Below are 20,947 nucleotides of genomic sequence, written 5' to 3'. Positions count from 1 at the left end.
TCGGCCTCGCCGATCTCGGGGGCGACGACGTCGAGGATCCGTCGGCCCTGGATGCGCAGCGCGCGGGCGTCGTAGTGCGCAGCGGCTTCGAGGAGGTAGTCACGTGCTCGAGTGCGGACGTCGGGCTGGACGGTGTCGGGCAGGGCGTCGACGGCGTCGGTGACCACGTGGGCTTGGTCGACCAGCACGTCGCCTGCCGCCAGCGCGTGGGCGACGGGGTCGTGGGTCTCGAGGGCATTGGCGAGCTTGATCTTCCGTGCGGCTTCGCGCTGGGTCATGCGGGTGTGGTTCGCCCACCACACCGACGTCGACGTCGCACCGGACGCGTCGCCGACCTGGTTGCGGTCCGCGTGGGCCGCGACCTTGAGCTCCAGCGAGGTGGCTTGGGCGACGAGCCGGGTCAGCTCCACCAAGGCGCATCGGGTCTCGTCGTCGGACAACGACCACGCCGGCGCGTGCTCGACACTGCGCAGCTCGGCCTGGATCGCGGACACGGCAGCGAGGATCGGGTGGTCCCGATCGGTGCGGTGTCCGGTGCTGGCCATGGGACTATTCCAGCATCGACCACCGACAGTCGAAGGGCTCAGAACCCCTTACCCACAAGGGCTTCCGCAACTTTCTGGGACTTTACCTTTGGGGTTCGGGGGTGGTTTCGAGGCTCGCTGCGCTCGCACCTCAACCACCGTAGGAAGGGCCCGCGCTTGTGCGGGCGGCGCGGCGAAGCCGCCGCCGCCCGTGCGCCGCCCCAGCAACCCGGGAGAGGCTCGCAGTCAAGGACGCCGAAGGCGCCGCGAAGCGGGCGAAGCTCCTTGACGGCGAGACCCGGGTTGCTACGCGCGCGGGCCACAGTCCCCCGCGGCGGACAGTCGCCTGCCTCGACACGGCCAGCGAAAGGGCCTAGAGGAACGGGCGCAGCTTGTCGACCGACTCGGTGGGGACGGTGACGGCGATGCCTTCGCCGATGGCGCGCAGGCGCCACCCCGCCTCGTCACGGACGAGCTTGGCCATCACCAGCCCCGTCTCGGGGACACCCGCGGTGAGGCGGAACCGGGCGAACTCGACCCGCTCCTCGTCGAGCAGGCGCACGTAGGCCCGGTCGATCCACTCGAGGCTGTGGCCGTGGTAGCTGCTCACCAGGAAGACGATCGTGTCGACCCGCTGGTAGACGCGGTCGAGGTCCACGGTCAGGACCTCGTCGTCGTCGTCACCTCGGCCGGTGAGGTTGTCGCCGAGGTGTACGACGGAGCCGTCGCGGGTCTGCAGGTTGTTGTAGAACGCCAGGTCGAAGAGCTGCTCGCCGGCGAACTGCACGGCGGTGGCGTCCAGGTCGATGTCGGGAGCGCCGGTGCCCATGGCGCCCGCGGTGTAGAGCTTGTCCCAGCCCAGGCCCAGCTGGATCCGGCTGCGCGGACGCCCGTCATCGGTCGCCAGCACCAGCTCCTGACCCTTGGTCAGCTCGATCAACGTCGCCTCCTTCGCTGGGCCGAACCTACCCGGGCACACCTCGTCGGCCACGCTTTGTGAATTACAGCGGTGTAGTTGCCCGCAACCGATGTTACTGGTGTTACTTGTGGGGTTATGGTGGCGAGGCTTCCGCCGGACCGACACCCCTTCCCCTGGAGATCCGCGATGACCGCCCGTCTGCCTGCCCGTCTGATTGGCCGGCTACCCGCCCGCCTCGCCCGCACCAGCTCCGTGCTGGTCGCCGTCGCCGTGGCACTGGCCCTGACGAGCGCGCCCGGAGGCGCCTCCGACACCGCCGCCCCGAGCTCCTCGACCACCGCCCCGACCACCGCCTCGCAGCGCGCCACCAACGTGGTGACCCCGGGCGACTTCACCGGCTTCGGCTTCGACCAGTGCCACGCGCCCAACCAGAAGGCGATGAACGCCTGGCTGAAGGCCTCGCCGTTCCTGTCGGTCGGCATCTACATCGCCGGCGACTCGCGCGCCTGCCGCGACCAGCCCAACCTGACGCCGACCTGGATCTCCACCCAGCTGCGCAACGGCTGGCGGCTGCTGCCGATCACTCTCGGGCCCCAGGCCTCGTGCCAGCCGCGGTTCCCGCGCTACGACGACGACGTCAAGATCAACCCCAAGCCGGGCAAGGTCAAGCGCTACGCCCTGGCCAAGCAGCAGGGCATGGACGAGGCGGTCGACACCGTCCAGGTCGCCACCTCGCTGGGCATCGCACCGGGGAGCACGCTCTGGTACGACCTCGAGGGCTTCGACTCCAGCAACACCGACTGCCGTGAGTCCGCGCTGACCTTCCTCAGCGGCTGGACCCAGAAGCTCCACGAGCTGGGCTTCGTGTCGGGCGTCTACTCCAGCGCCGGCTCCGGGATCGCCGCGCTCGACTCGGCCCGGGTCAACCGCCCGGACCGGTTCACGCTGCCCGACATGATCTGGGTGGCGCGCTGGGACGGCATCCCCAACACGTCGACGTCGTACATCCGCGAGGACGGGTGGCGCCCCGGCGGCAGGATCAAGCAGTACGAGGGCGGCCACGACGAGACGTGGGGCGGCGTCAAGATCAACATCGACCGCAACTTCCTCGACGTCGGCCGCGGTTCCTACGCCGAGCCGGAGACGCACTGCGACGGGGTCAACGTGTCGTTCCGGGAGTACCTGCCGTTGAAGGCGCCGTCGGAGGGCTACACCCCGTCGGCCCCGCACGTGAAGGCGCTGCAGTGCCTGCTCAAGGAGCACGGCTACTACGACGGCCCGACCGGCGGCAACTACAACCCCAAGCTGGTCAAGGCGATGAACACCTGGCAGGCCGAGCGTGGTCTCGCGGTGGGCACGTCGTGGTTCGTGAAGCACTGGATGACGCTGCTCGTGGCGGGCGACCGCAAGATCGTCAAGTACGGCTCCGCCGGTCCCGCCGTACGCCGCCTCCAGCGCACGCTCAACGCCGCGGCGCTCGGCAAGTCGGTGCCGACCAACGGGGTGTTCGACACCGCGACCTTCGGGGCCGTGCGGACGTGGCAGTCCAAGGTCGGGATCACGGCCTCGGGCGTCATCGCCGCGGAGTCCTGGACCAAGCTGGCGGCCGGCGTCCGCTGACCCGGCCGCCGGACAGCGTCAGCTCGCGGGCGGGCCGACCAGCAGCGCGACCCCGGTCAACGCGACGACGGCGACCAGCGCGGCGGCCACGCCGCGGGCCGGGTTGCGCAGCAGCCACGCCACCGGTCGCTCGACCGGCCGGGCGGCGTCCTCGCCCACCAGGCGCCAGGTGTCACCCAGCCCCGCGCGTCGCTCGACGTGGCGGTCGAACCAGACGGTCATGAACGGCGGGACCGCCGAGGCCAGCCCGAGCGCCGTCCGGCCGAGGGTCCAGCGGCGGTCGACCGCGACGACCACCGTGGTGAGGCAGTAGCCGATGAACACCACGCCGTGCAGCATCCCGAAGACGCGGACCCCGAGCTCGGTGGTCTCGGTGACGTACTTGAAGAACATGCCGGTCAGCAGGCCGGCCCAGGTGAGAGCCTCCGCGGTCGCCACGACGCGGAACAGCCGGGTGGGGCTCACGCGAACGAGCCCTCGACGAGGCTGGTGAAGAAGCCGAGACCGTCGGTGCCGGCACCTGTCAGGTCCTCGACGGCGTGCTCGGGATGCGGCATCAGGCCGACCACGTTGCCGCGGGCGTTGGTGATGCCGGCGATGTCGCGCAGCGAGCCGTTGGGGTTGTCGCCGAGGTAGCGGGCCAGGACCTGCCCCTCCCCCTCGAGGCGGTCGAGGGTCGCCTCGTCGGCGACGAACCCGCCCTCGCCGTTCTTGAGCACGATCGTGACCTCGGCGCCCTCGGCGTAGGCGGAGGTCCAGGGGGTGCGGTTGTTCTCGATGCGCAGGCGCTGGTCGCGGCAGACGAACTTGCGGTGGTCGTTGCGGATCAGCGCGCCCGGCAGCAGGTGCGACTCGCACAGGACCTGGAAGCCGTTGCAGATGCCGAGCACCGGCATCCCCCGCTCGGCGGCCGCGATGACCTCGGTCATCACCGGGGAGAAGCGCGACAGGGCACCGCAGCGCAGGTAGTCGCCGTACGAGAACCCGCCCGGCAGGATGATCGCGTCGACCCCGCGCAGGTCGTGGTCACCGTGCCACAGCGCGACGGCCTCGTGGCCGCCGAACCCCACCGCGCGCTGGGCGTCGACGTCGTCGAGCGACCCGGGGAACGTGACGACCCCGACCTTCATGCGGGCTGCTCCGCCTCGGCGAGGTGGACGGTGTAGTACTCGATGACCGGGTTGGACAGCAGCGTCTCGGCCATCTCGTGCACCTCGGCGAGCACCGCGTCGGTGATCTCTCCGGCGAACTCGAGCTCGAAGCGCTTGCCCTGGCGTACGTCGGTGACGCCGACGAAGCCGAGCCTTGGCAGGGCGCCGAGGACGGCCTTGCCCTGCGGGTCGAGGATCTCGGGCTTGGGCATGACGTCGACGACGACTCGGGGCACGACGGGCTCCTGCTCAGGGGCGGGCTTCACGGACGGGTGCGAAGGCAGCACCATCCTACTTTTCAGCGTTCGACGTCGTAGTAGTCGGTGTCGCAGAACTCGTCGAGGAGCCGCTCCCAGGTCTCCCGGGTGACCGATCCGTTCTGCTCCACGAGCACCTCGCCCTGGAACGCCGTCACGGCGCCCGCGAACTCCGGCGTGTACTGCCCGAGGGTCGTGAACACCGCGTCCTTGGGCAGATGGTCGTCCAGGTAGAGCGCCCACTGCACCTGCCCGATCAGCCGCCGGGTGACGAGGGAGTCGAGGTCGCTCTCGGGACCGAGGACCGGCAGCCCGTCGATGGACTCCTCGCAGAAGCAGAGCTCGCGCTCCTGCGACGGGTTGGCGAGCCTGCGCACCCAGGCGCTCGGGCTGTCGAGGGTGCTGATCACCTCGCAGGCGTCGGCAGCGGTCGCGAAGGGGCCGAGGTAGGCGTTGTAGATCGGCGCCCCGGAGTCGGGGTTGGTCTCCTGGAACGCGTCGCACGAGTCGGAGGCACGCAGCACCGCGGCGTCCGGCACGCCCTCGATCGCCTTGCCGAGCTTGTCGGCGTAGTTGGCCGGCACGCTGGCGGTGGCGAGCATGACGATGACCTCCCCCGTGCACGGAAGGTTGACGAGCTCGGCGTTGACGTCGAACGGCAACGGCTCCGGGTCCTCCGGCACGGGCACGTAGTCGGTGCGCTCCTCGACCGGGTTGTCGGTCGACCCGGTCGACTCGGTCGGCTCGGTGGGGCCGGTCGTGGCGTCGGTGGGGTCCGTGGTGCGCTCGCCGGCCGTGTCACCCGGGGTGCCGTCGTCGTCGGCGCCCAGCACCCGCCACGCGGCGAACCCGCCGCCGACCAGGGCCAGGACGACGAGCACGGCGAGGACGGGAGCCCAGCTGCGGCGCCGCTCCGGCAGCCGGGCGGCCGGGACGGCGACCTCCGCCGCGGGCTCGCCGAGGACGGTCTCGTCGGCAGGGGTGGGGGCGGGCGGGGGCGCGGGCGGCTGGGCCGGCTCGGTGGACGCGTCGGGGGCGACCACGGCGGTCGGTGGCGCAGTCGGCTCGGTCACCCCACCGGGATCGGGTGCCGCGACGGGCTGCTCGGAGAGCGGCGAGAGGCTGCGCGTCCGGTAGCGGCGTACGTCGGCGTCGCCGACCTTGCCGACCGCGAACGCCAGCACGGCGCAGGCCCACCGGGCGCTGTCGACGTCGCGGCTGCCGCGGTCGCGGGCCAGGAGGGTCCCGGCGGCCTCGACCGCCCGCGCCCCCTCGCCGCCGCTGGTGATCGTGTTGATCATCCAGCCGTAGGCGCCCAGCCGGACCGTGTCGACCAGCAGGTTGATGTCACCGGTGCTGGCCGCGCCCTCGTCGAGGTAGTCGTCGAGCGCGGCGCGGAAGCCGTCGGGGTCGTCCAGCACCTGGGGCCCGACGCTGGCGACCAGCTCCGCGAGGTGCTCGTGCAGCTCCATGCGCTCAGGCTAGTGCTTGCGGCCCATGATCGAGATCGCGAGCGCGACGCCGAGGCCGGCGACGATCGGGCCGATCACCGACCAGGTCTTCTCGCCGGTCATGGAGCTGCCCTCGACGTAGCCGAGACCCTGGAGGGTCCACAGCGCGCCGACCAGGACCATCAGCCCGGCCACGGCCAGGCCGATGACCTTCACCATGGCGCGGTCACGAGAGCTCGCGCTTGAGGATCTTGCCGGTGGCGGTCATCGGCAGGGCGCTGACGACCTGCACCTGGCGGGGGTACTTGTAGCCGGCCATCTGCTCCTTGCCCCAGGCGACCAGCTCCTCCTCGGTGACCGTCGCCCCGTCGTTGAGGATAACGACGGCCTTGATCTCCTCGCCGTGGCTCGGGTCGGGGACGCCGATGACGGCGGCCAGCGAGACGTCGGGGTGGGTCATCAGGACCTCCTCGACCTCACGCGGATAGACGTTGTAGCCACCGCGGATGATCATGTCCTTGGACCGGTCGACGATGTAGTACCAGCCGTCGGCGTCGCGCCGGCCCAGGTCACCCGAGCGGAACCACCCGTCCTGGATGGCCTCCTCGGTCGCCTCGGGCCGCTGGTAGTAGCCCTTCATGACGTTGTGGCCCTTGATCGCGATCTCGCCCACCGCGTGCTCGGGGTCGTCGCCGCCCTCGAGGTCGTCCCAGGTGTCGGGCTTGAGCAGCTTCATCTCGACGCCGGGGATGGGGGTGCCGATGGAGCCGACCCGCACCGGCTCGCCGTACGGCGAGAAGCTCGCGACCGGCGAGGTCTCGGAGAGGCCGTAGCCCTCGAGGATGGTGACGCCGAACTTCTTCTCGAAGTCCTTGTGCACCTCCACCGGCAGCGCCGAGCCACCGGCCGCGGCCACCCGGAGGTTGCGGGCGATCTCCTCGACGTCGACGGTCGGGTCGAGGGCGCCGAGCAGGCCCCAGTACATGGTCGGGACGCCGGCAAAGAACGTCACCTTCTCCGACAGCATCGTCATCAGCGCGGGCCCGGCCTCGAAGCGCGGCAGCATCACGACGGTGCCGCCGTAGGCGAAGGCGCCGTTCTGGATCACGGTCTGGCCGAAGGAGTGGAACAGCGGCAGGACGCACAGGTAGGTGTCGGGCCGCTCCGCGTCGGCGCCGAACAGCGCCTCACCGGCGAGCGCGTTGTCGCGCATGTTGCAGTGCCGCAGCTCGGCGCCCTTGGGCTGCCCGGTCGTGCCCGACGTGTAGAGGATGACGGCCGTGTCGCCCTCGTCGGTGGCCACGGTCTCGAAGGTCCCGGGCTGCCCGGAGATGGCCTGGCCGAACGACTCGGTGCCCTCGATCGGCGACGCGGCCGCCGGGTCGACGGTGACCATGAAGAAGTCGGTGCAGCCCTCGGCGGCCTGGAACCCGGCGTACCCCTCCTGGCCGATCGGCAGCTCGGGGGTGCCCTGGAAGCAGAAGTAGGCCTTCGCGTCGGCGTCGCCGAGGTGGTAGGCGACCTCGCGGCCCTTGAGCAGGATGTTGAGGGGTACGACGGTCGCGCCGGCCTTGAGGATGCCGTAGTAGATCATCGAGAAGTAGGGCAGGTTGGCGCAGCTCAGCGCCACCTTGTCGCCCGGCTCGATGCCGCGGGAGACGAGCAGGTTGGCGACCATGTTGGCCACCCCGTCGACCTGGGCGTAGGTCAGGCGCGTGTCCCCGAGGACGACCGCCTCTCGGTCGGGATAGCGCTCGGCGCTGTCCTCGAGCAGGCTGGCCAGGTTGTACGTCGTGTCCGACACCGCGTCCTCCGTCACTTCGTCGTGGTGAGAGCCAACCTACTGGCCTCCTCGTCGACCTCGCCCGGGGTCGCCTGCGAGGTGTCCGCCGGCCACCAGAAACGGCGTCCCCCCGAGATGACCAGCAGCGCGGCCAGCGCCGGCCCCACCACGCTGCGCACGAGCAACGTGTCGAGCAGGACACCGAAGCCGACGATCACGCCGACCTGGGTCAGCACGATCAGCGGCACCACCCCGAGCACCGTGAGGACCACCGCGAGCAGAATGCCCGCGCTGGTGATGACGCCGCCGATCACCACCACGACCTTCGGCGTCAGCACCTTCATACGCACGAACCTAGACAGCCGCCGAGGCCCTACCAACCCAGAACTTATGCAGTTCCCCGAGATCGGCTGCCTAGGATCCGGCCCGCGTTGCGCAGGTCCGCCCGTACGGCGAGCGGCGCAAGGCGGTCGAGCACCCGGGCCGCCAGCCCGGCCGGGCCCCGCGCGCGCAGCCGCATCGTCGGCTCGACCTCGCAGCCGCCCGGGGCGGGGGCGAACTCCAGCGTGAGCTCGGCGGAGAACGTGCGCCACGTCCCGCGCTCGGTCCAGCGGTGCGGGCGGTCCAGCTCGGTGGTCTCCATGAGCGGGCGCAGCCCGGGGCGGGTCACGTCGACCCAGCGCTGGCCGACGCCGACCGGGCCGACGACGTCCTCGACCCGGGCCAGGCTGGGCTGCCACTCGGCGCGGTTGGCGGGGTCGACGAGGTAGTCGAACGCCACCTCGGGCGGGACCGGCAGGTGCATCAGACAGGCCCTTCTAGAACGTCTCGCCGGTGAGCAGCTCGTACGCCTCGACGTACCGGCTGCGCGTGCGCTCCACGACCTCGGGCGGCAGCGCCGGGGGCGGCTCACCGGAGGAGCGGTCCCAGCCGGACTCGGGCGAGAGCGCCCAGTTGCGCACGATCTGCTTGTCGTACGACGGCTGCGTGCGGCCGGGCTGCCACTCGGCGGCCGGCCAGAAGCGCGACGAGTCGGGCGTCAGCACCTCGTCGGCGAGTACCAGGGTGCCCTCGGAGTCGGCGCCGAACTCGAACTTGGTGTCGGCCAGGATGATCCCCCGCTCGCGGGCGATGGTCTCGGCCCGCCCGTAGATGTCGAGCGTGGACTCGCGCAGCGCGGAGGCCACGTCCGGCCCGACCTCGGCGACGACCTCGTCGTACGAGACGTTCTCGTCGTGGTCGCCCAGGGCCGCCTTCGCGGCCGGCGTGAAGATCGGCTCGGGCAGGCGGCTGCCGTCCTCCAGCCCGTCGGGCAGCGTGATCCCGCAGACCTCACCGGTCGCGCGGTAGTCGAGCAGCCCGGTGCCGGTGAGGTAGCCGCGGGCGACGCACTCGACCGGGTACATCTCGAGGCGCCGGCACACGACTGCCCGGCCCCGGACGGCGTCGGGCACGTCGGTCGAGAGGACGTGGTGCGGGACGCCTAGCTGGCCGAACCACCACAGCGACATCCGGGTGAGGATCTCGCCCTTGTCGGGGATCGTCGTGTCGAGCACGAAGTCGAAGATCGAGAGCCGGTCGCTGGCCACCATCAGCAGCTCGCCGGCGTAGGGGCCGGCGTCGAGCACGTAGAGGTCGCGCACCTTCCCCGAGTGCAGCGGGGTGGCGCCAGGGATCGCCGGCGCCACGGGGATGTTCAGGTCGGCCATGTGGCCCAGCCTAGGGGCGCGCTCTGGCCCCCCGGCCGCGAGTGGCACAGTTGGGCCATGCCGGAGTCTGCCGAAGAGGTCTACGCCCGAGTCATCGCCGCCGTCGGTCCCGACGGCCACCTCCCGACGCCGCCGATCGGTGGCTGGGACGTCTTCCCGTGGGAGGCCGTCGACGGCGAGGTCGTCCCCAAGACCCTGCGGCCACCGAGCGACGAACCCGTGCGCGACGGCGAGTCCGACGACAAGCCCTGTCCCGCGTGCGCCGGCTTCGACCCCGCCCGGGTGGTGTGGGAGGACGAGCGGTGGGTGCTCACCCATGGCGGCCAGCCGAGCGGTCTCCCGCTCGTGCTCGTGCTGCACACCCGCGAGCACCTCGACTTCGGCGACTTCGACGACGACCTCGCCTCCGAGTGCGGCCGGATCTCCAACCGCCTCACGCGGATCATCGAGCACCTGCCCGACATCGGCCGCGTACACATGAACCGGTGGGGCGACGGCGGCTCCCACTTCCACCTGTGGTTCTTCATCCGTACGGCGCGGCTCCCCAACGTGCTCGGCTCCTTCGCGGTCGAGTGGGACGAGATCCTGCCCCCCGGCCCCGAGGACGTCTGGCGCGCCGACCTGCACACGGTCGCCACCAAGCTCGCCAACTGGGGCGGCGACGCGCGCGCCTAGCCGCTTCCCGTCCCGGTCAGGACTGCTTCGGGTGCAGCCACCACTGCATCCGGCGCGTCATCCACGGCAGCGCCAGGTAGGTCATCACCGGCGTCATGACCAGCACCGCCAGCAGCACCCGCAGCGGCAGGAACAGGTCGGGCACCAGCTCGCTGGACGCCCAGTTGACCAGCAGGCTCAGCGGGAAGAACACCAGGAAGATCACGCACGCCTGCTTCCAGCGCGGCGGCGGCGCCGGTGCCGCACGCAGGTCGCTCACGTCGCGGGTGGTCGGTTCGTCGAACCAGCCCTCGATGCCCGTCCGCTTCTCGACCCGTGACTCGACGACCCCGAGGCCGGCGGCCGACGAGCGCCACCACTGGCGCTGCGGCGACTGCTCCCACGTGAGCAACGCGTCCTGATCGGCGAAGCGGTAGAGCATGTGCCACGTCTCGGAGCCGGTGTCCGGACGCACCCACCCGGCGCCCAGGAACCCCGGGAAGCGCTCTGCGAGGGTGATCCCGGCCGACAGCCAGCTGACCATCTCGGCCTCGTGGCCGGCCTCGAGCTGCCGCGTGATCGAGACGGTGACCGGCCCACCCGCGGGGCTGGTCAGAGGATCGCGCCGGGCGAGTAGGTCGCGGCCTCCGGGTAGCGGGCGGCGACCTCGGCCACCCGGCGTACGACACTCTGGGTCTGCGCGACCGCGGCACCGGTGAAGGTGATCGGGTCGGCCACCAGCGAGGCGAGCTGGTCGGCGGTGAGCCCGAGCCGCTCGTCGGCCGCGAGCCGGGCGAAGACGTCGTTGTCGGCCTGGCCGCGGCGCATGTCGAGCGCGACGCCGACCGCCGCCTCCTTGATCGCCTCGTGCGCGCTCTCGCGGCCCACGCCGTTGCGCACGGCGGCCATCAGCACCTTGGTGGTGGCCAGGAAGGGCAGGTAGCGGTCGAGCTCGCGCTGGATCACCGCGGGGAAGGCACCGAACTCGTCGAGCACGGTGAGGAACGTCTGGAACAGCCCGTCGGCCGCGAAGAACGCGTCGGGCAGCGCGACCCGGCGTACGACGGAGTCGGAGACGTCGCCCTCGTTCCACTGGTCGCCGGCCAGCTCGCCGATCATCGACAGGTGGCCGCGGAGCACGACGGACAGACCGTTGACCCGCTCGGCAGAACGGCTGTTCATCTTGTGCGGCATCGCCGACGAGCCGACCTGGCCCTCCTTGAAGCCCTCGGTCACCAGCTCGTTGCCCGCCATCAGCCGGATCGTGGTGGCGAGGTTGGAGGGACCGGCGACGAGCTGCACCAGCGCGCTCACGACGTCGAGGTCCAGGGAGCGCGGGTAGACCTGGCCGACCGAGGTCAGCACCCGCTCGAACCCGAGGTGTGCGGCCACGCGCTGCTCGAGGTCGGCCAGCTTGGCGTCGTCGCCGTCGAGCAGGTCGAGCATGTCCTGGGCGGTGCCCATCGGGCCCTTGATGCCGCGCAGCGGATAGCGCCGCAGCAGGTCCTCGATGCGCTCGAGCGCGATCATCATCTCGTCGGCCACGGTGGCGAACCGCTTGCCGAGCGTGGTCGCCTGTGCCGCCACGTTGTGGCTGCGTCCGGCCATCACGGTGGTCTCGTGCTCCGCGGCCAGCCGCGCGAGCCGGGCCAGGGTGGCCACGGCGCGGTCGCGCAGCAGCTCGAGGGACTGGCGGACCTGTAGCTGCTCGACGTTCTCCGTCAGGTCGCGCGAGGTCATGCCCGCATGGATGTACTGCAGAGGGATGTGCTCGTGGCTGGCGAGGGCGTTGAACTCCTCGATCCGCGCCTTCACGTCGTGGCGGGTGACCCGCTCCCGGGCCGCGATCGACTCGAGGTCGACCTTGTCGACGACGTCCTCGTAGGCCTCGACCACCCCGTCGGGCACGTCGATGCCGAGGTCGCGCTGCGCTCTCAGGACGGCGATCCAGAGCTGCCGCTCGAGCACGATCTTGTGCTCCGGTGACCAGATCTGTGCGAGGTCGGCCCCGGCGTAGCGGGTGGCGAGGACATTCGGGACGGTCACGGCTGCCATTCTCCCATGGACGGGCCCTCGGACGAGCCCCTGGATGAGCAGGGCGACCCACGCAGCACCCAGTCGCGGCCGGGGCCAGTGGGGAAGCGGGTCGACCTCAGCGTCTCGAACCAGGCCCCCGGGTCCCGCAGCTCGAGGCGGCACCGTCGCGGTGACGTCTGCGCCACCGCGGTGATCTCGGCCCCCAGCGCCACAAAGCCGCCCACCGTGGCCACGAACGGCAGCCAGCCGTCCCGCTCGCAGACGATGCGGATCCAGAGACGTGTCCATACCGACAGGTCCCACCCCTCCTCCAGGGCGACGCGCGGCCACCGGCTCAGGTCACCGACGTCGGCGGCCCTGTAGAGATGGGCGCTCGGGGTCACCACAGGCGGGCCAGCCAAACCGGCCGTCAGGACCCGCCGCGCCTGCCGTCTGGCCAAGCCGAGCCAGGTCTCGGCCTCGCGGGAGCTGATCAGGTCGGGGTCGGGCATCCGACAGACGGTAGGCACTCACGACCGCTCGCAACAGGGAGCCTCCAGCCTCTGTGGAGAGGCCTTCTTGCGCACTCAGGAGAGGGGTCCACGTGGACCCCTCTCCTGAGTGCAGCGGAGCCTGTCCCCGGGGAGGCCCGGGAGACCTCAGACGGAGGACGCGATGTCGGTGCGGTGCTGCGCGCCGTCGAAGTGGACCTGCGCGACGCCGTCGTACGCCGCGTCGCGGGCGGCGGCCACGGACTCCCCGGTCGCGATCACCGCGAGCACCCGGCCCCCGGCAGTGACCAGATCGCCCTCATCGAGAGCAGTGCCCGCCTGGATCACGTGCACCCCGTCGATCGTCTCGGCGGCGTCGATACCGGTGATCACGTCGCCGCTGGAGGAGCTCTCGGGGTAGCCGGCGCTCGCCATCACGACGGCCACGGCGGCGCCGCGCTTCCACACCGGCGGCGGGACCTCGGCCAGGGTGCCGGTGGCCGCCGCGTAGAGCAGCGGCGACAGAGGAGCGTCGAGGAGGGCCAGCAGTGGCTGGGTCTCGGGGTCGCCGAAGCGGGCGTTGAACTCCACGACGCGCATGCCCTTGGAGGTGAGCGCGAGCCCGGCGTAGAGCAGACCGGTGAACGGCGTACCCCTCCGAGCCATCTCGTCCACGGTCGGCTGGAGCACGGTGGCCAGGACCTCGGCGACCAGGTCGGCTGGCGCCCAGGGCAGGGGCGTGTAGGCACCCATGCCGCCGGTGTTGGGCCCGCGGTCGCCGTCGTGGATCCGCTTGAAGTCCTGGGCCGGCTGGAGCGGGTAGACGGTGACGCCGTCGGTGATGCCGAAGAGTGAGACCTCGGGGCCGTCGAGGTACTCCTCGATCACGGCCCGTTCGCAGGACGTCGCGTGGGCCAGGGCCAGGGCGTGGTCCTCGGTCACCACGACCCCCTTGCCGGCGGCGAGGCCGTCGTCCTTGACGACGTACGGCGGGCCGAACTCGACGAGCGCACGCTCGGCCTCCTCATCGTCGACGCAGACGAAGGAGCGCGCCGTGGGCACGCCCGCGGCCGCCATGACCTCCTTGGCGAACGCCTTGGAGCCCTCGAGCCGGGCGGCCGCGCCGGACGGGCCGAAGACCGCGATCCCACGGGCGGTCACGGCGTCGGAGACCCCCGCCACCAGCGGCGCCTCGGGGCCGACCACGACCAGGTCGATGCCCAGCCGCACGGCCAGCTCGGCGACCGCTCCACCGTCCATGGGGTCGACGTCGTGGAGCGTGGCGACGGCGGCGGTGCCGGGGTTGCCGGGGGCCACGTGCACCTCGGTCACCGCCGGGTCGAGGGCCAGAGCCCGGGCGAGCGCGTGCTCACGGCCGCCGTTGCCGATCACGAGAGTCTTCACGTGCGCCTACTTTAGTGCCGCGCCAGGAACTCCAGCGCCGGGTCCGCGACCTCGCGCCACCCGGAGTCGATGACCAGCGAGTGGCCCCGTCCGGGGATCTCGACGATCTCGGTCGGCCAGCTGCTCTTGACCTGCCGCTTGTACGCGGCGTTGGCCAGTGCCCAGGGGACGATGTTGTCCTGCTCGCCAGAGATGACGAGCATCGGGCCGCGAAACGGGGCCTTGTTGTCCACCTTGGCGACCGTTCGCGGGTAGAGGTTCGCAGTTGCCGCCTGGAAGAGCGGGCGTCCCGGCGCCGGGGTGTGGAAGGTCTCGTAGAGGTGGTGCGCCTCGTCCTCGGGCACCGCGTTGGCGAAGCCGAACCGGAACTGCTCAAAGGTCAAGGTCACCGTCCGGCCCCGGTTGACCGGGTTGCCGAGCACCGGGAACGCCGCCTTGAGGGCCGAGAACGGAAGCGGGAGGACGCCCCGGCTCGGGGCGGGGTCGATCGCGACAGTGGCCGAGGCCAGGCCGCGGCCGGCGATCATCTGGGCGAGCAGACCGCCGAACGAGTGCCCGATGACGACGGGCTTCTTGTCCAGACCGGCGATGACCTCGGCCACGTGGTCGGCGACGTCGGCGACCGAGGTGCCGGCTAGGGAGCCGGGCGTCGAGTGTGCCTCGGGGTACGACGCCTGGTCACCAGGCCCGAGCCGTTGGCGGCGGCGACGGCGGTGGCCTCGCGCTCGGTGACGGTGCTGGCGGGGTTGGGGTGCCCTCTTCTATCGCGAAGGCATCACGGGCGTGGGGGTGGACCGCGTGCTCGGTGAGGCCGGCGTCACCCGAGCCACGATGTACCGCCACTTTTCTGGCAAGCAGGCGCTGGTCGTGGCCTACCTCGAGCGCGAGGACGCCACCATCCGCGACCACTTCGCCCAGGCAGAGGAAGCGGGCGGCAGCCCGCGCGAGCTGCTGGAGTGGGTCATCGACGGCATCGTCGAGGACGCCAGCCGCCACCACGACCGCGGCTGCCCGTTCATCAACGCGAGTGCGGAGTACCCCGACCCCGAGAGCGACGTGCGCGCCGTCGTGCGTCGACAACGCGACTGGTTCCGCGCGACGCTGACCGCGCTCGCGACCGCGAACCGGCACCCCGATCCCGCCCGTGCCGCCGCGAGCCTGGTCCTGCTGAGGGACGCGCTGTTCGTAGGTGTCTACCTCGACGGCGCGGCCTCGGTCAGAGGCGCCTTCCGGGCCAACGCGCGCACAGTGGCCGGACTCGACCAGGCATGATTGCCGCCGGTCTCACTCGGGAAGGAAGAGTCCATGGCCCAGTTCCCCCGTGTCGGTGACGTCTTCGGTCGTTACCGCATCGACGCCCAGATCGGGCAGGGCGGCATGGGCGTGGTCTTCTCGGCGACCGACACCGCCTTCGACCGCCGGGTCGCCCTCAAGGTCGTGTCGGCGGCCCTCGGAGGCTCGGCGGAGTTCCTGGCCCGCTTCGAGCGGGAGGCGGCACTGCTGGCGCGGCTCAACTCCCCGCACGTGATCGCGATCTTCGACTACGGCGAGCAGGACGGCTGCCCCTACCTCGCGGCCCAGTACGTCGGCGGTGGCGACCTGGGCGGGCTGCTCGCGGCCAGGGGCCCGATGCCGCCCAAGCTCGCGGCCGAGGTCTGCGCGCAGGTGGCCGACGCGCTCGCCGACGCCCACCGGGCCGGCGTCGTCCACCGCGACGTCAAGCCGACCAACGTGCTGCTGCGGGACGCCGACACCCTCGACGTGCACGCCTACCTCTGCGACTTCGGGATCGCGCGCACCGACAGCGAGGGCCTGACCGCTCCGGGCTCGGTGTCGGGCACGTGGAGCTACCTCGCCCCCGAGTGCGGCACGGGTGCCCCCGGCACGGTCTCCTCCGACCTCTACGCCCTGGGCTGCCTGCTGTGGGCGGCACTCACCGGCAAGGCGCCCTTCGGTGGCACGGACGTCGAGATCGCGATCGCCCATCAGCAGGCGCCGGTGCCGCAGCTGGCCGACAGTCCTGCCGGGGACCCGTTCACTCGCCACGTCAACGCGATCCTCGCCAACACCCTCGCCAAGGACCCCCGGGCCCGCTACGCCGACGCGGACGCCGTACGCACCGACCTGCTCGCCGCCGCCGCGATCCCGAGCACAGGAGTGCGGCCCGTGCCCACGGCACCGCCTGCGGTCACGCCCGACCGCGTCTCGTTGGACCGGATCAGCCTGGGCTCCCTCCCCCCGGGCTCGCCTCTCCCCCCGCCGCGCCGACGCCGTACGGCGCTCGTGGTCGCCGCCACCTGTCTCGCGGTGCTGGCCGTGGCCGGCGGCATCGTGGCGGTCACGCTCACCGGCGACGACCCCTCCGGCCCTGCCTCGCCTGGCGCCGACCCCACCACGAGCACCTCCAGCGGCTCGGACAGCCCGAGCCCGAGCCTCGAGCCGCCTCCCGTGGTCGGACCGGTGACCGGCGACCTGGACGGCGACGGCATCGGCGACGTCGCGCTGCGCGAGTTCGTCCAGCCGAAGAAGGGCCAGCCGAAAGAGGGGAGGGGCGCCTACCAGCTGTTCTCGTGGACCTCCACCGGCAGCGCCTTCGTCGACCCCGCGAAGCGTCCCGACCCGAGCCCCACGGACGTCAACCGGGACCTCGCCCTGGGCGACCTCGACGGCGACGACGTGCTCGAGACGATCGCGGTCGACACCCCCGCCCGGCGTGGTGCCATCACGGTCACCGCCGAGCTCAGCAGCGGGTCCTCCCTGAGCCAGCGGCTCCCGCGTCCGACCGGCGGCACCTACGTCACCCAGTTCCCGACCGACGCGGACGGCGACGGCGACGAGGACCTGCTGCTCCTGGCCTGGGGCAAGAAGGCGATGCGCCTGTGGGTCGCCACGTCCACCGGCACGGCACCCCACACCAAGCTCCGGGACCCGCGGCCGGTGATCTCCATCGGGACCGGCTACGAGGACTCCGAGGTCGAGGTCGGGGACTTCGACGGTGACGGCCTGGCCGACGTCGCGGTCCTCACCACGTCCGACGACCCGGACCGGAACTACCACTACAGCTCGACCCTCGAGGTCCACCTGGGCCGGGCCACGGGCGGCTTCGTCTCCGACGGCGAGCCCCGGACCTTCCCGTCCACGATCGGCCACGCGTTCGTGTCGGGCGACTTCGACGGCGACGAGGACATCGAGCTCGGCCTGGTCCAGGACCGGGACACCTTCATGCAGATCGGCGTCCTCGACCACGGCGACTCCGGGATGAGGCGGCCGAAGGGATGGGGCCTGCTGCCGATGGTGGCCAACTCCTTCTACGACTCGGACATCGCCGTCGGCGACTACGACGGCGACGGGCTCGACGACATCCTGGCGATCGGCCCGTCGGCCACCCCGAAGGTCTCCGAGCTCCAGGTCGCCCTCTCCACCGGCAAGCGTTTCGACAACGCCACCACCTGGGCCACCTGGCGCTTCGACCTGGTCGACACGTACGGCACCGAGGCCTTCGGCGAGACCTTCCCGTGAGCCCCCACTCATGAGCCAACCACCCATCGGCCAGCCACAGCCCGGCGACGTGGTCGGGCACTACCGGATCGACAGCGTCCTCGGCGTGGGCGGGATGGGCATGGTCTTCGCCGCCACGGACCTGCGGCTCAACCGGCCGGTCGCGCTGAAGGTGATGCTCGCGCACGTCGCGACCTCCCCCACGTTCCTGGGCCGCTTCCAGCGCGAGGCGTCGATCCTGGCCCGGCTGGACTCACCCCACGTCATCTCCATCTACGACCACGGCGAGCAGGACGGCTGGCCCTACCTGGTCACCCAGCACGCGGCCGGAGGCGACCTCGGCCGGCTCCTGCGCGAGGGCGGTCCGCTGGCGCCGCCGCTGGCGTTCCGGGTGTGCGCGCAGGTCGCCGACGCCCTCGCGGCCGCCCACGCGGTCGGGGTGATCCACCGCGACGTGAAGCCGGCCAACGTGCTGCTGCGCGACCGTCGCACCGACCGCCTCCACGTCTTCCTCTGCGACTTCGGCGTCGCGCACACCGAGACCACCGGTCTGACCACCGCCGGCGCCATCGCCGGCACCTGGAACTACCTGGCACCGGAGCGGGCCGCCGGCCAGCGCGGGACGCCGGCCAGCGACCTCTACTCCGTGGGCTGCCTGCTCTTCGAGACGCTCACCGGCCGGCCGCCGTACACCGGAGCCGACGTGCAGGTCGCGATGGCCCACCTCCAGCAGCCCGTGCCCCAGCTGCCGGGCGACGACCAGCTCACCCGGGGCGTCAACGAGGTGCTGGCGCGGTCCCTTGCCAAGGACCCGGCACACCGCTACGGCTCGGCCGCCGAGCTGCGCGACGCCCTGCGGGCACTCGGCGGCGGGCTCACCCCGTCGAGCCCGTCGCAGCCACCGCGGGTCCTTGCCCAGGGGCGGAGGCGGCGCCGTCAGGTGCTCGGCGCGGTGCTCGCCGTCGCGCTCGTCGCCGGCGGGGCCACCGCGGCGCTGCTGCTCCGGCCCGACGACCAGTCGCCGGCCGCCGGGGCCGGCGCCGACCCGACCGCGGACCCCACCCCTACGACGACCTCCACCCCCGACCCCGAGCCGGAGCCGATCGTGACCGGCGACCTCGACGGCGACGGCTTCGGCGACTTCGCCACGGTGACGTACGACGGGGGCTGGCTGCTGAGCTCCGACGGGGCCACGACGTTCGGGGCGCCCAAGCCGCTGCCGCAGGCGAGGTACCCGTCGGTCATCGGCGACGTCGACGGCGACGGGCGGATCGACGTCGTGACCGTCGACGGGGAGGCGCCGACGTTGCGAGTCACGGTCAACCTCGCCACCGGCGAGGCGCCGTCGTCGCTGCTCGACTCCCCCGTCGTGGGTGACCTGCTGGCCGCCACAACCCCGTTCGTGGCGGACATGGACGGCGACGGCCTCGACGACGTCGGTCTCGCGACCCTCGGGGCGGGGCGCCTCCTGGTGGTGGTCGCCCACGCCCGCAAGGACGGGACACTGGCCGCCAGCAGGCGGTGGTTCGACGGCGAGGCCCCGGACGGCATCGGGTCCTACAACCAGCTGACCGTCGGCGACCTGACCGGCGACGGCCTGGCCGACCTCGTCCACGTGCTAGAGCCCGACGAGCGAGCACCCCGCTACCGGCTGCTCGCCTCGACCGGCACCGCCTTCGAGCAGAAGGGCGAGCCGCAGCGGGTCCCCGACGAGACGAGGTACGCCACCTGGCGGGCCGGCGACTTCGACGGCGACGGCGTCGACGAGCTCAGCATGTCCGACATCGGGCCCCAGGTGACCTTGATGTCGTGGACCGGCCGGCGCTTCACCTCGCAGGTCTGGGCGGACGAGCTGCGCGACGAGTTCTACCCGCGCCAGACCAGCGTGGTGGACGTCGACGGCGACGGGGACGACGACCTGGTGGTCGCTCTCAGCGGGAAGGGGCTACGCGTGATCGACTCGACGGGACGGTCCTTCCGGGTGCTGCCCGGAGGCGGACGCGTCCTGGCGCCGCGCAAGTCCACCGAGGGGACGCTGGGCCCGATGGTCTACCGCGACTGACCGCGCCGAGCGGGCTCAGAGCAGGTCGTGGAGCAGGATCGTCTGGTCCCGCTTGGGTCCCACGCCGATCGTGGAGATCCGCGAGCCCGACATCGCCTCGACGGCGGTGACGTAGTCCTGCGCGTTCTTGGGCAGCTCGGCGAACGTGCGGCACTCGCTGATGTCCTCCCACCAACCGGGGAGGTACTCGTAGATCGGCACCGCGTGGTGGAAGTCGCTCTGGTTGACCGGCATCTCGTCGTGGCGCACGCCGCCGACGTCGTAGGCCACGCACACCGGCACCTGCTCGAGGCCGGTGAGCACGTCGAGCTTGGTCAGCACGAAGTCGGTGATCCCGTTGACGCGCGCGGCGTAGCGGGCGATCACGGCGTCGTACCAGCCGCAACGGCGGGGGCGCCCGGTGGTGGTGCCGTACTCGGCGCCCACCTTGCGCAGGTGCTCGCCGGCGTCGTCGTCGAGCTCGGTGGGGAACGGACCCTCGCCGACCCGGGTGGTGTAGGCCTTGACGATGCCGATCACCCGGTCGAGGCGCATGGGCGGGATGCCGGAGCCGGTGCAGGCGCCGCCCGCGGTCGCCGAGGACGAGGTGACGAACGGGTAGGTGCCGTGGTCGACGTCGAGCAGCGTGGCCTGGCCGGCCTCGAGCAGCACGGTCTCGTCGCGGTCGAGTGCCTGGTTGAGCAGCAGGCCGGTGTCGCAGACCATCGGGCGCACCCGGTCGGCGTAGGCCAGCAGCTCCTCGACGGTCGACTCGACGGTGACGCTGCGGCGGTTGTAGATCTTGGTCAGGATCTGGTTCTTGAGCTCGAGGACGCCCTCGACCTTCTGTTCCAGGATCTTCTCGTCGAACAGGTCCTGCATCCGGATGCCGACGCGGTTCATCTTGTCGGCGTACGTCGGTCCGATGCCGCGCCCGGTCGTCCCGATCTTGCGGCTGCCGAGGAAGCGCTCGGTGACCTTGTCGAGGCTGCGGTTGTAGTCGGCGATGACGTGGGCGTTGGCGCTGATCTTGAGCCGGCTGACGTCGACGCCGCGGGCGGTGAGGCCCTCGAGCTCCTCGAAGAGCACCTCGAGGTCGACGACCACGCCGTTGCCGATGACCGGGGTGCAGTTGGGGCTGAGGATGCCGCTGGGCAGCAGGTGGAGGGCGTACTTCTCGTCGCCGATGACCACGGTGTGGCCGGCGTTGTTGCCGCCGTTGAACTTGACGACGTAGTCGACCCGGCTGCCGAGCAGGTCGGTCGCCTTGCCCTTGCCCTCGTCGCCCCACTGGGCGCCGATGATGGCGATCGCAGGCATGTGCACTCCTCCACAGGATCGACTTCACGGGGTCGACACGCAGGTCGAACATGACAAAACCCCGGCAACAGCGGCCGGGGCTCTTGCGTCCACACGTTACCAAAGTGCG

General features: G+C 71.7%; 20 protein-coding genes and 2 pseudogenes. 5 read left to right on the top strand and 17 right to left on the bottom strand.

Features of this window, described 5'->3' with window-relative positions; all coding sequences use genetic code 11:
- On the bottom strand, positions 1 to 545 hold a 545-nt coding region (locus BLR90_RS12620), incomplete at its 3' end, for a DUF222 domain-containing protein (RefSeq protein WP_143016208.1).
- Between the two features lie 352 nt (positions 546 to 897).
- Positions 898 to 1,464: a TerD family protein gene (locus tag BLR90_RS12615; protein ID WP_170254323.1), complete on the bottom strand. Its 567-nt coding sequence runs from the start codon at positions 1,462 to 1,464 to the stop codon at positions 898 to 900.
- 165 nt (positions 1,465 to 1,629) lie between these two features.
- Between BLR90_RS12615 and BLR90_RS12610 the strand changes: the two genes are divergently transcribed.
- The gene (locus BLR90_RS12610) at positions 1,630 to 3,063 is read left to right on the top strand and encodes a glycoside hydrolase domain-containing protein (protein ID WP_170254324.1); all 1,434 of its coding nucleotides are present in this window, start codon (positions 1,630 to 1,632) and stop codon (positions 3,061 to 3,063) included.
- A gap of 18 nt (positions 3,064 to 3,081) precedes the next feature.
- Here the strand turns inward: BLR90_RS12610 and BLR90_RS12605 are convergent, their stop codons facing one another.
- The 9 genes from BLR90_RS12605 to BLR90_RS12565 form a co-directional block, all read right to left on the bottom strand.
- Positions 3,082 to 3,528: a DUF3817 domain-containing protein gene (locus BLR90_RS12605; RefSeq protein WP_091025548.1), complete on the bottom strand. Its 447-nt coding sequence runs from the start codon at positions 3,526 to 3,528 to the stop codon at positions 3,082 to 3,084.
- Positions 3,525 to 4,193: a phosphoribosylformylglycinamidine synthase subunit PurQ gene (gene purQ / locus BLR90_RS12600; protein ID WP_091025547.1), complete on the bottom strand. Its 669-nt coding sequence runs from the start codon at positions 4,191 to 4,193 to the stop codon at positions 3,525 to 3,527. The genes BLR90_RS12605 and purQ overlap by 4 nt, the downstream gene beginning before the upstream one ends.
- Positions 4,190 to 4,450 (bottom strand): phosphoribosylformylglycinamidine synthase subunit PurS, encoded by a 261-nt coding sequence (purS, locus tag BLR90_RS12595; RefSeq protein ID WP_091025588.1) that lies wholly within the window; start codon positions 4,448 to 4,450, stop codon positions 4,190 to 4,192. Before purS ends, purQ begins: the two co-directional genes overlap by 4 nt.
- Before the next feature lie 62 nt (positions 4,451 to 4,512).
- Entirely contained in the window at positions 4,513 to 5,943 is a 1,431-nt protein-coding gene (locus tag BLR90_RS12590) for a hypothetical protein (RefSeq protein WP_091025546.1), read from the bottom strand.
- Positions 5,944 to 5,952: 9 nt separating this feature from the next.
- On the bottom strand, positions 5,953 to 6,141 hold the full coding sequence (locus BLR90_RS12585) for a hypothetical protein (RefSeq protein ID WP_091025545.1): 189 nt from the start codon (positions 6,139 to 6,141) through the stop codon (positions 5,953 to 5,955).
- Between the two features lie 7 nt (positions 6,142 to 6,148).
- Positions 6,149 to 7,726, bottom strand: coding sequence for a long-chain-fatty-acid--CoA ligase (locus BLR90_RS12580; RefSeq protein ID WP_091025587.1), 1,578 nt, complete (start codon positions 7,724 to 7,726; stop codon positions 6,149 to 6,151).
- 11 nt (positions 7,727 to 7,737) lie between these two features.
- The gene (locus BLR90_RS12575; RefSeq protein ID WP_091025544.1) at positions 7,738 to 8,049 is read right to left on the bottom strand and encodes an MMPL family transporter; all 312 of its coding nucleotides are present in this window, start codon (positions 8,047 to 8,049) and stop codon (positions 7,738 to 7,740) included.
- Between the two features lie 44 nt (positions 8,050 to 8,093).
- Positions 8,094 to 8,510, bottom strand: coding sequence for an SRPBCC family protein (locus BLR90_RS12570; RefSeq protein ID WP_091025543.1), 417 nt, complete (start codon positions 8,508 to 8,510; stop codon positions 8,094 to 8,096).
- 13 nt (positions 8,511 to 8,523) lie between these two features.
- Entirely contained in the window at positions 8,524 to 9,414 is an 891-nt protein-coding gene (locus BLR90_RS12565) for a phosphoribosylaminoimidazolesuccinocarboxamide synthase (RefSeq protein WP_091025542.1), read from the bottom strand.
- Positions 9,415 to 9,471: 57 nt separating this feature from the next.
- On the opposite strand from BLR90_RS12565, the gene BLR90_RS12560 reads away from it, so the two are divergent.
- Complete coding sequence (locus tag BLR90_RS12560; protein ID WP_091025541.1) at positions 9,472 to 10,089, top strand: hypothetical protein; 618 nt, start codon at positions 9,472 to 9,474, stop codon at positions 10,087 to 10,089.
- A gap of 16 nt (positions 10,090 to 10,105) precedes the next feature.
- On the opposite strand, the gene BLR90_RS12555 is transcribed toward BLR90_RS12560, so the two are convergent.
- The 5 genes and pseudogenes from BLR90_RS12555 to BLR90_RS12535 form a co-directional block, all read right to left on the bottom strand.
- Positions 10,106 to 10,684, bottom strand: coding sequence for an antibiotic biosynthesis monooxygenase (locus BLR90_RS12555; RefSeq protein WP_091025586.1), 579 nt, complete (start codon positions 10,682 to 10,684; stop codon positions 10,106 to 10,108).
- Positions 10,681 to 12,123, bottom strand: coding sequence for an adenylosuccinate lyase (purB, locus tag BLR90_RS12550; protein WP_091025540.1), 1,443 nt, complete (start codon positions 12,121 to 12,123; stop codon positions 10,681 to 10,683). Before purB ends, BLR90_RS12555 begins: the two co-directional genes overlap by 4 nt.
- Complete coding sequence (locus BLR90_RS12545) at positions 12,111 to 12,596, bottom strand: hypothetical protein (protein WP_091025539.1); 486 nt, start codon at positions 12,594 to 12,596, stop codon at positions 12,111 to 12,113. Before BLR90_RS12545 ends, purB begins: the two co-directional genes overlap by 13 nt.
- Before the next feature lie 147 nt (positions 12,597 to 12,743).
- Positions 12,744 to 13,979 carry a phosphoribosylamine--glycine ligase gene (purD, locus tag BLR90_RS12540; RefSeq protein ID WP_091025538.1) on the bottom strand — a complete coding sequence of 412 codons (1,236 nt, stop codon included), beginning with the start codon at positions 13,977 to 13,979 and terminating at the stop codon, positions 12,744 to 12,746.
- An 11-nt stretch (positions 13,980 to 13,990) separates the two neighbouring features.
- Positions 13,991 to 14,608 (bottom strand): annotated as a pseudogene (locus tag BLR90_RS12535) (alpha/beta hydrolase); the annotation flags it as partial.
- A gap of 136 nt (positions 14,609 to 14,744) precedes the next feature.
- On the opposite strand from BLR90_RS12535, the pseudogene BLR90_RS12530 reads away from it, so the two are divergent.
- The 3 genes and pseudogenes from BLR90_RS12530 to BLR90_RS12520 form a co-directional block, all read left to right on the top strand.
- Positions 14,745 to 15,251 (top strand): annotated as a pseudogene (locus BLR90_RS12530) (TetR/AcrR family transcriptional regulator); the annotation flags it as partial.
- A 33-nt stretch (positions 15,252 to 15,284) separates the two neighbouring features.
- Entirely contained in the window at positions 15,285 to 17,498 is a 2,214-nt protein-coding gene (locus tag BLR90_RS12525) for a protein kinase domain-containing protein (protein WP_091025535.1), read from the top strand.
- Between the two features lie 10 nt (positions 17,499 to 17,508).
- Complete coding sequence (locus BLR90_RS12520; protein WP_091025534.1) at positions 17,509 to 19,539, top strand: serine/threonine-protein kinase; 2,031 nt, start codon at positions 17,509 to 17,511, stop codon at positions 19,537 to 19,539.
- Positions 19,540 to 19,554: 15 nt separating this feature from the next.
- Here the strand turns inward: BLR90_RS12520 and BLR90_RS12515 are convergent, their stop codons facing one another.
- Positions 19,555 to 20,838, bottom strand: a complete 1,284-nt coding sequence (locus BLR90_RS12515; RefSeq protein ID WP_091025533.1) for an adenylosuccinate synthase — start codon at positions 20,836 to 20,838, stop codon at positions 19,555 to 19,557.
- Positions 20,839 to 20,947 lie beyond the last annotated feature (109 nt).

The sequence above is a fragment of the Nocardioides szechwanensis genome (assembly GCF_900103935.1).
GTDB lineage: Bacteria > Actinomycetota > Actinomycetes > Propionibacteriales > Nocardioidaceae > Nocardioides > Nocardioides szechwanensis.
Note: the sequence above shows the minus strand (reverse complement) of the source record. Positions and strands in the feature narration are given on the sequence as shown.

Bases quoted from the DNA above. Each gene is read 5' to 3' on its own strand.
- BLR90_RS12520 (WP_091025534.1), top strand. From the start codon at position 17,509: ATGAGCCAACCACCCATCGGCCAGCCACAGCCCGGCGACGTGGTCGGG.
- BLR90_RS12560 (WP_091025541.1), top strand. From the start codon at position 9,472: ATGCCGGAGTCTGCCGAAGAGGTCTACGCCCGAGTCATCGCCGCCGTC.
- purQ (WP_091025547.1), bottom strand. From the start codon at position 4,193: ATGAAGGTCGGGGTCGTCACGTTCCCCGGGTCGCTCGACGACGTCGAC.
- purB (WP_091025540.1), bottom strand. From the start codon at position 12,123: ATGGCAGCCGTGACCGTCCCGAATGTCCTCGCCACCCGCTACGCCGGG.
- BLR90_RS12515 (WP_091025533.1), bottom strand. From the start codon at position 20,838: ATGCCTGCGATCGCCATCATCGGCGCCCAGTGGGGCGACGAGGGCAAG.
- BLR90_RS12570 (WP_091025543.1), bottom strand. From the start codon at position 8,510: ATGCACCTGCCGGTCCCGCCCGAGGTGGCGTTCGACTACCTCGTCGAC.
- BLR90_RS12585 (WP_091025545.1), bottom strand. From the start codon at position 6,141: ATGGTGAAGGTCATCGGCCTGGCCGTGGCCGGGCTGATGGTCCTGGTC.
- BLR90_RS12610 (WP_170254324.1), top strand. From the start codon at position 1,630: ATGACCGCCCGTCTGCCTGCCCGTCTGATTGGCCGGCTACCCGCCCGC.
- BLR90_RS12525 (WP_091025535.1), top strand. From the start codon at position 15,285: ATGGCCCAGTTCCCCCGTGTCGGTGACGTCTTCGGTCGTTACCGCATC.
- BLR90_RS12590 (WP_091025546.1), bottom strand. From the start codon at position 5,943: ATGGAGCTGCACGAGCACCTCGCGGAGCTGGTCGCCAGCGTCGGGCCC.
- BLR90_RS12565 (WP_091025542.1), bottom strand. From the start codon at position 9,414: ATGGCCGACCTGAACATCCCCGTGGCGCCGGCGATCCCTGGCGCCACC.
- BLR90_RS12545 (WP_091025539.1), bottom strand. From the start codon at position 12,596: ATGCCCGACCCCGACCTGATCAGCTCCCGCGAGGCCGAGACCTGGCTC.
- BLR90_RS12575 (WP_091025544.1), bottom strand. From the start codon at position 8,049: ATGAAGGTGCTGACGCCGAAGGTCGTGGTGGTGATCGGCGGCGTCATC.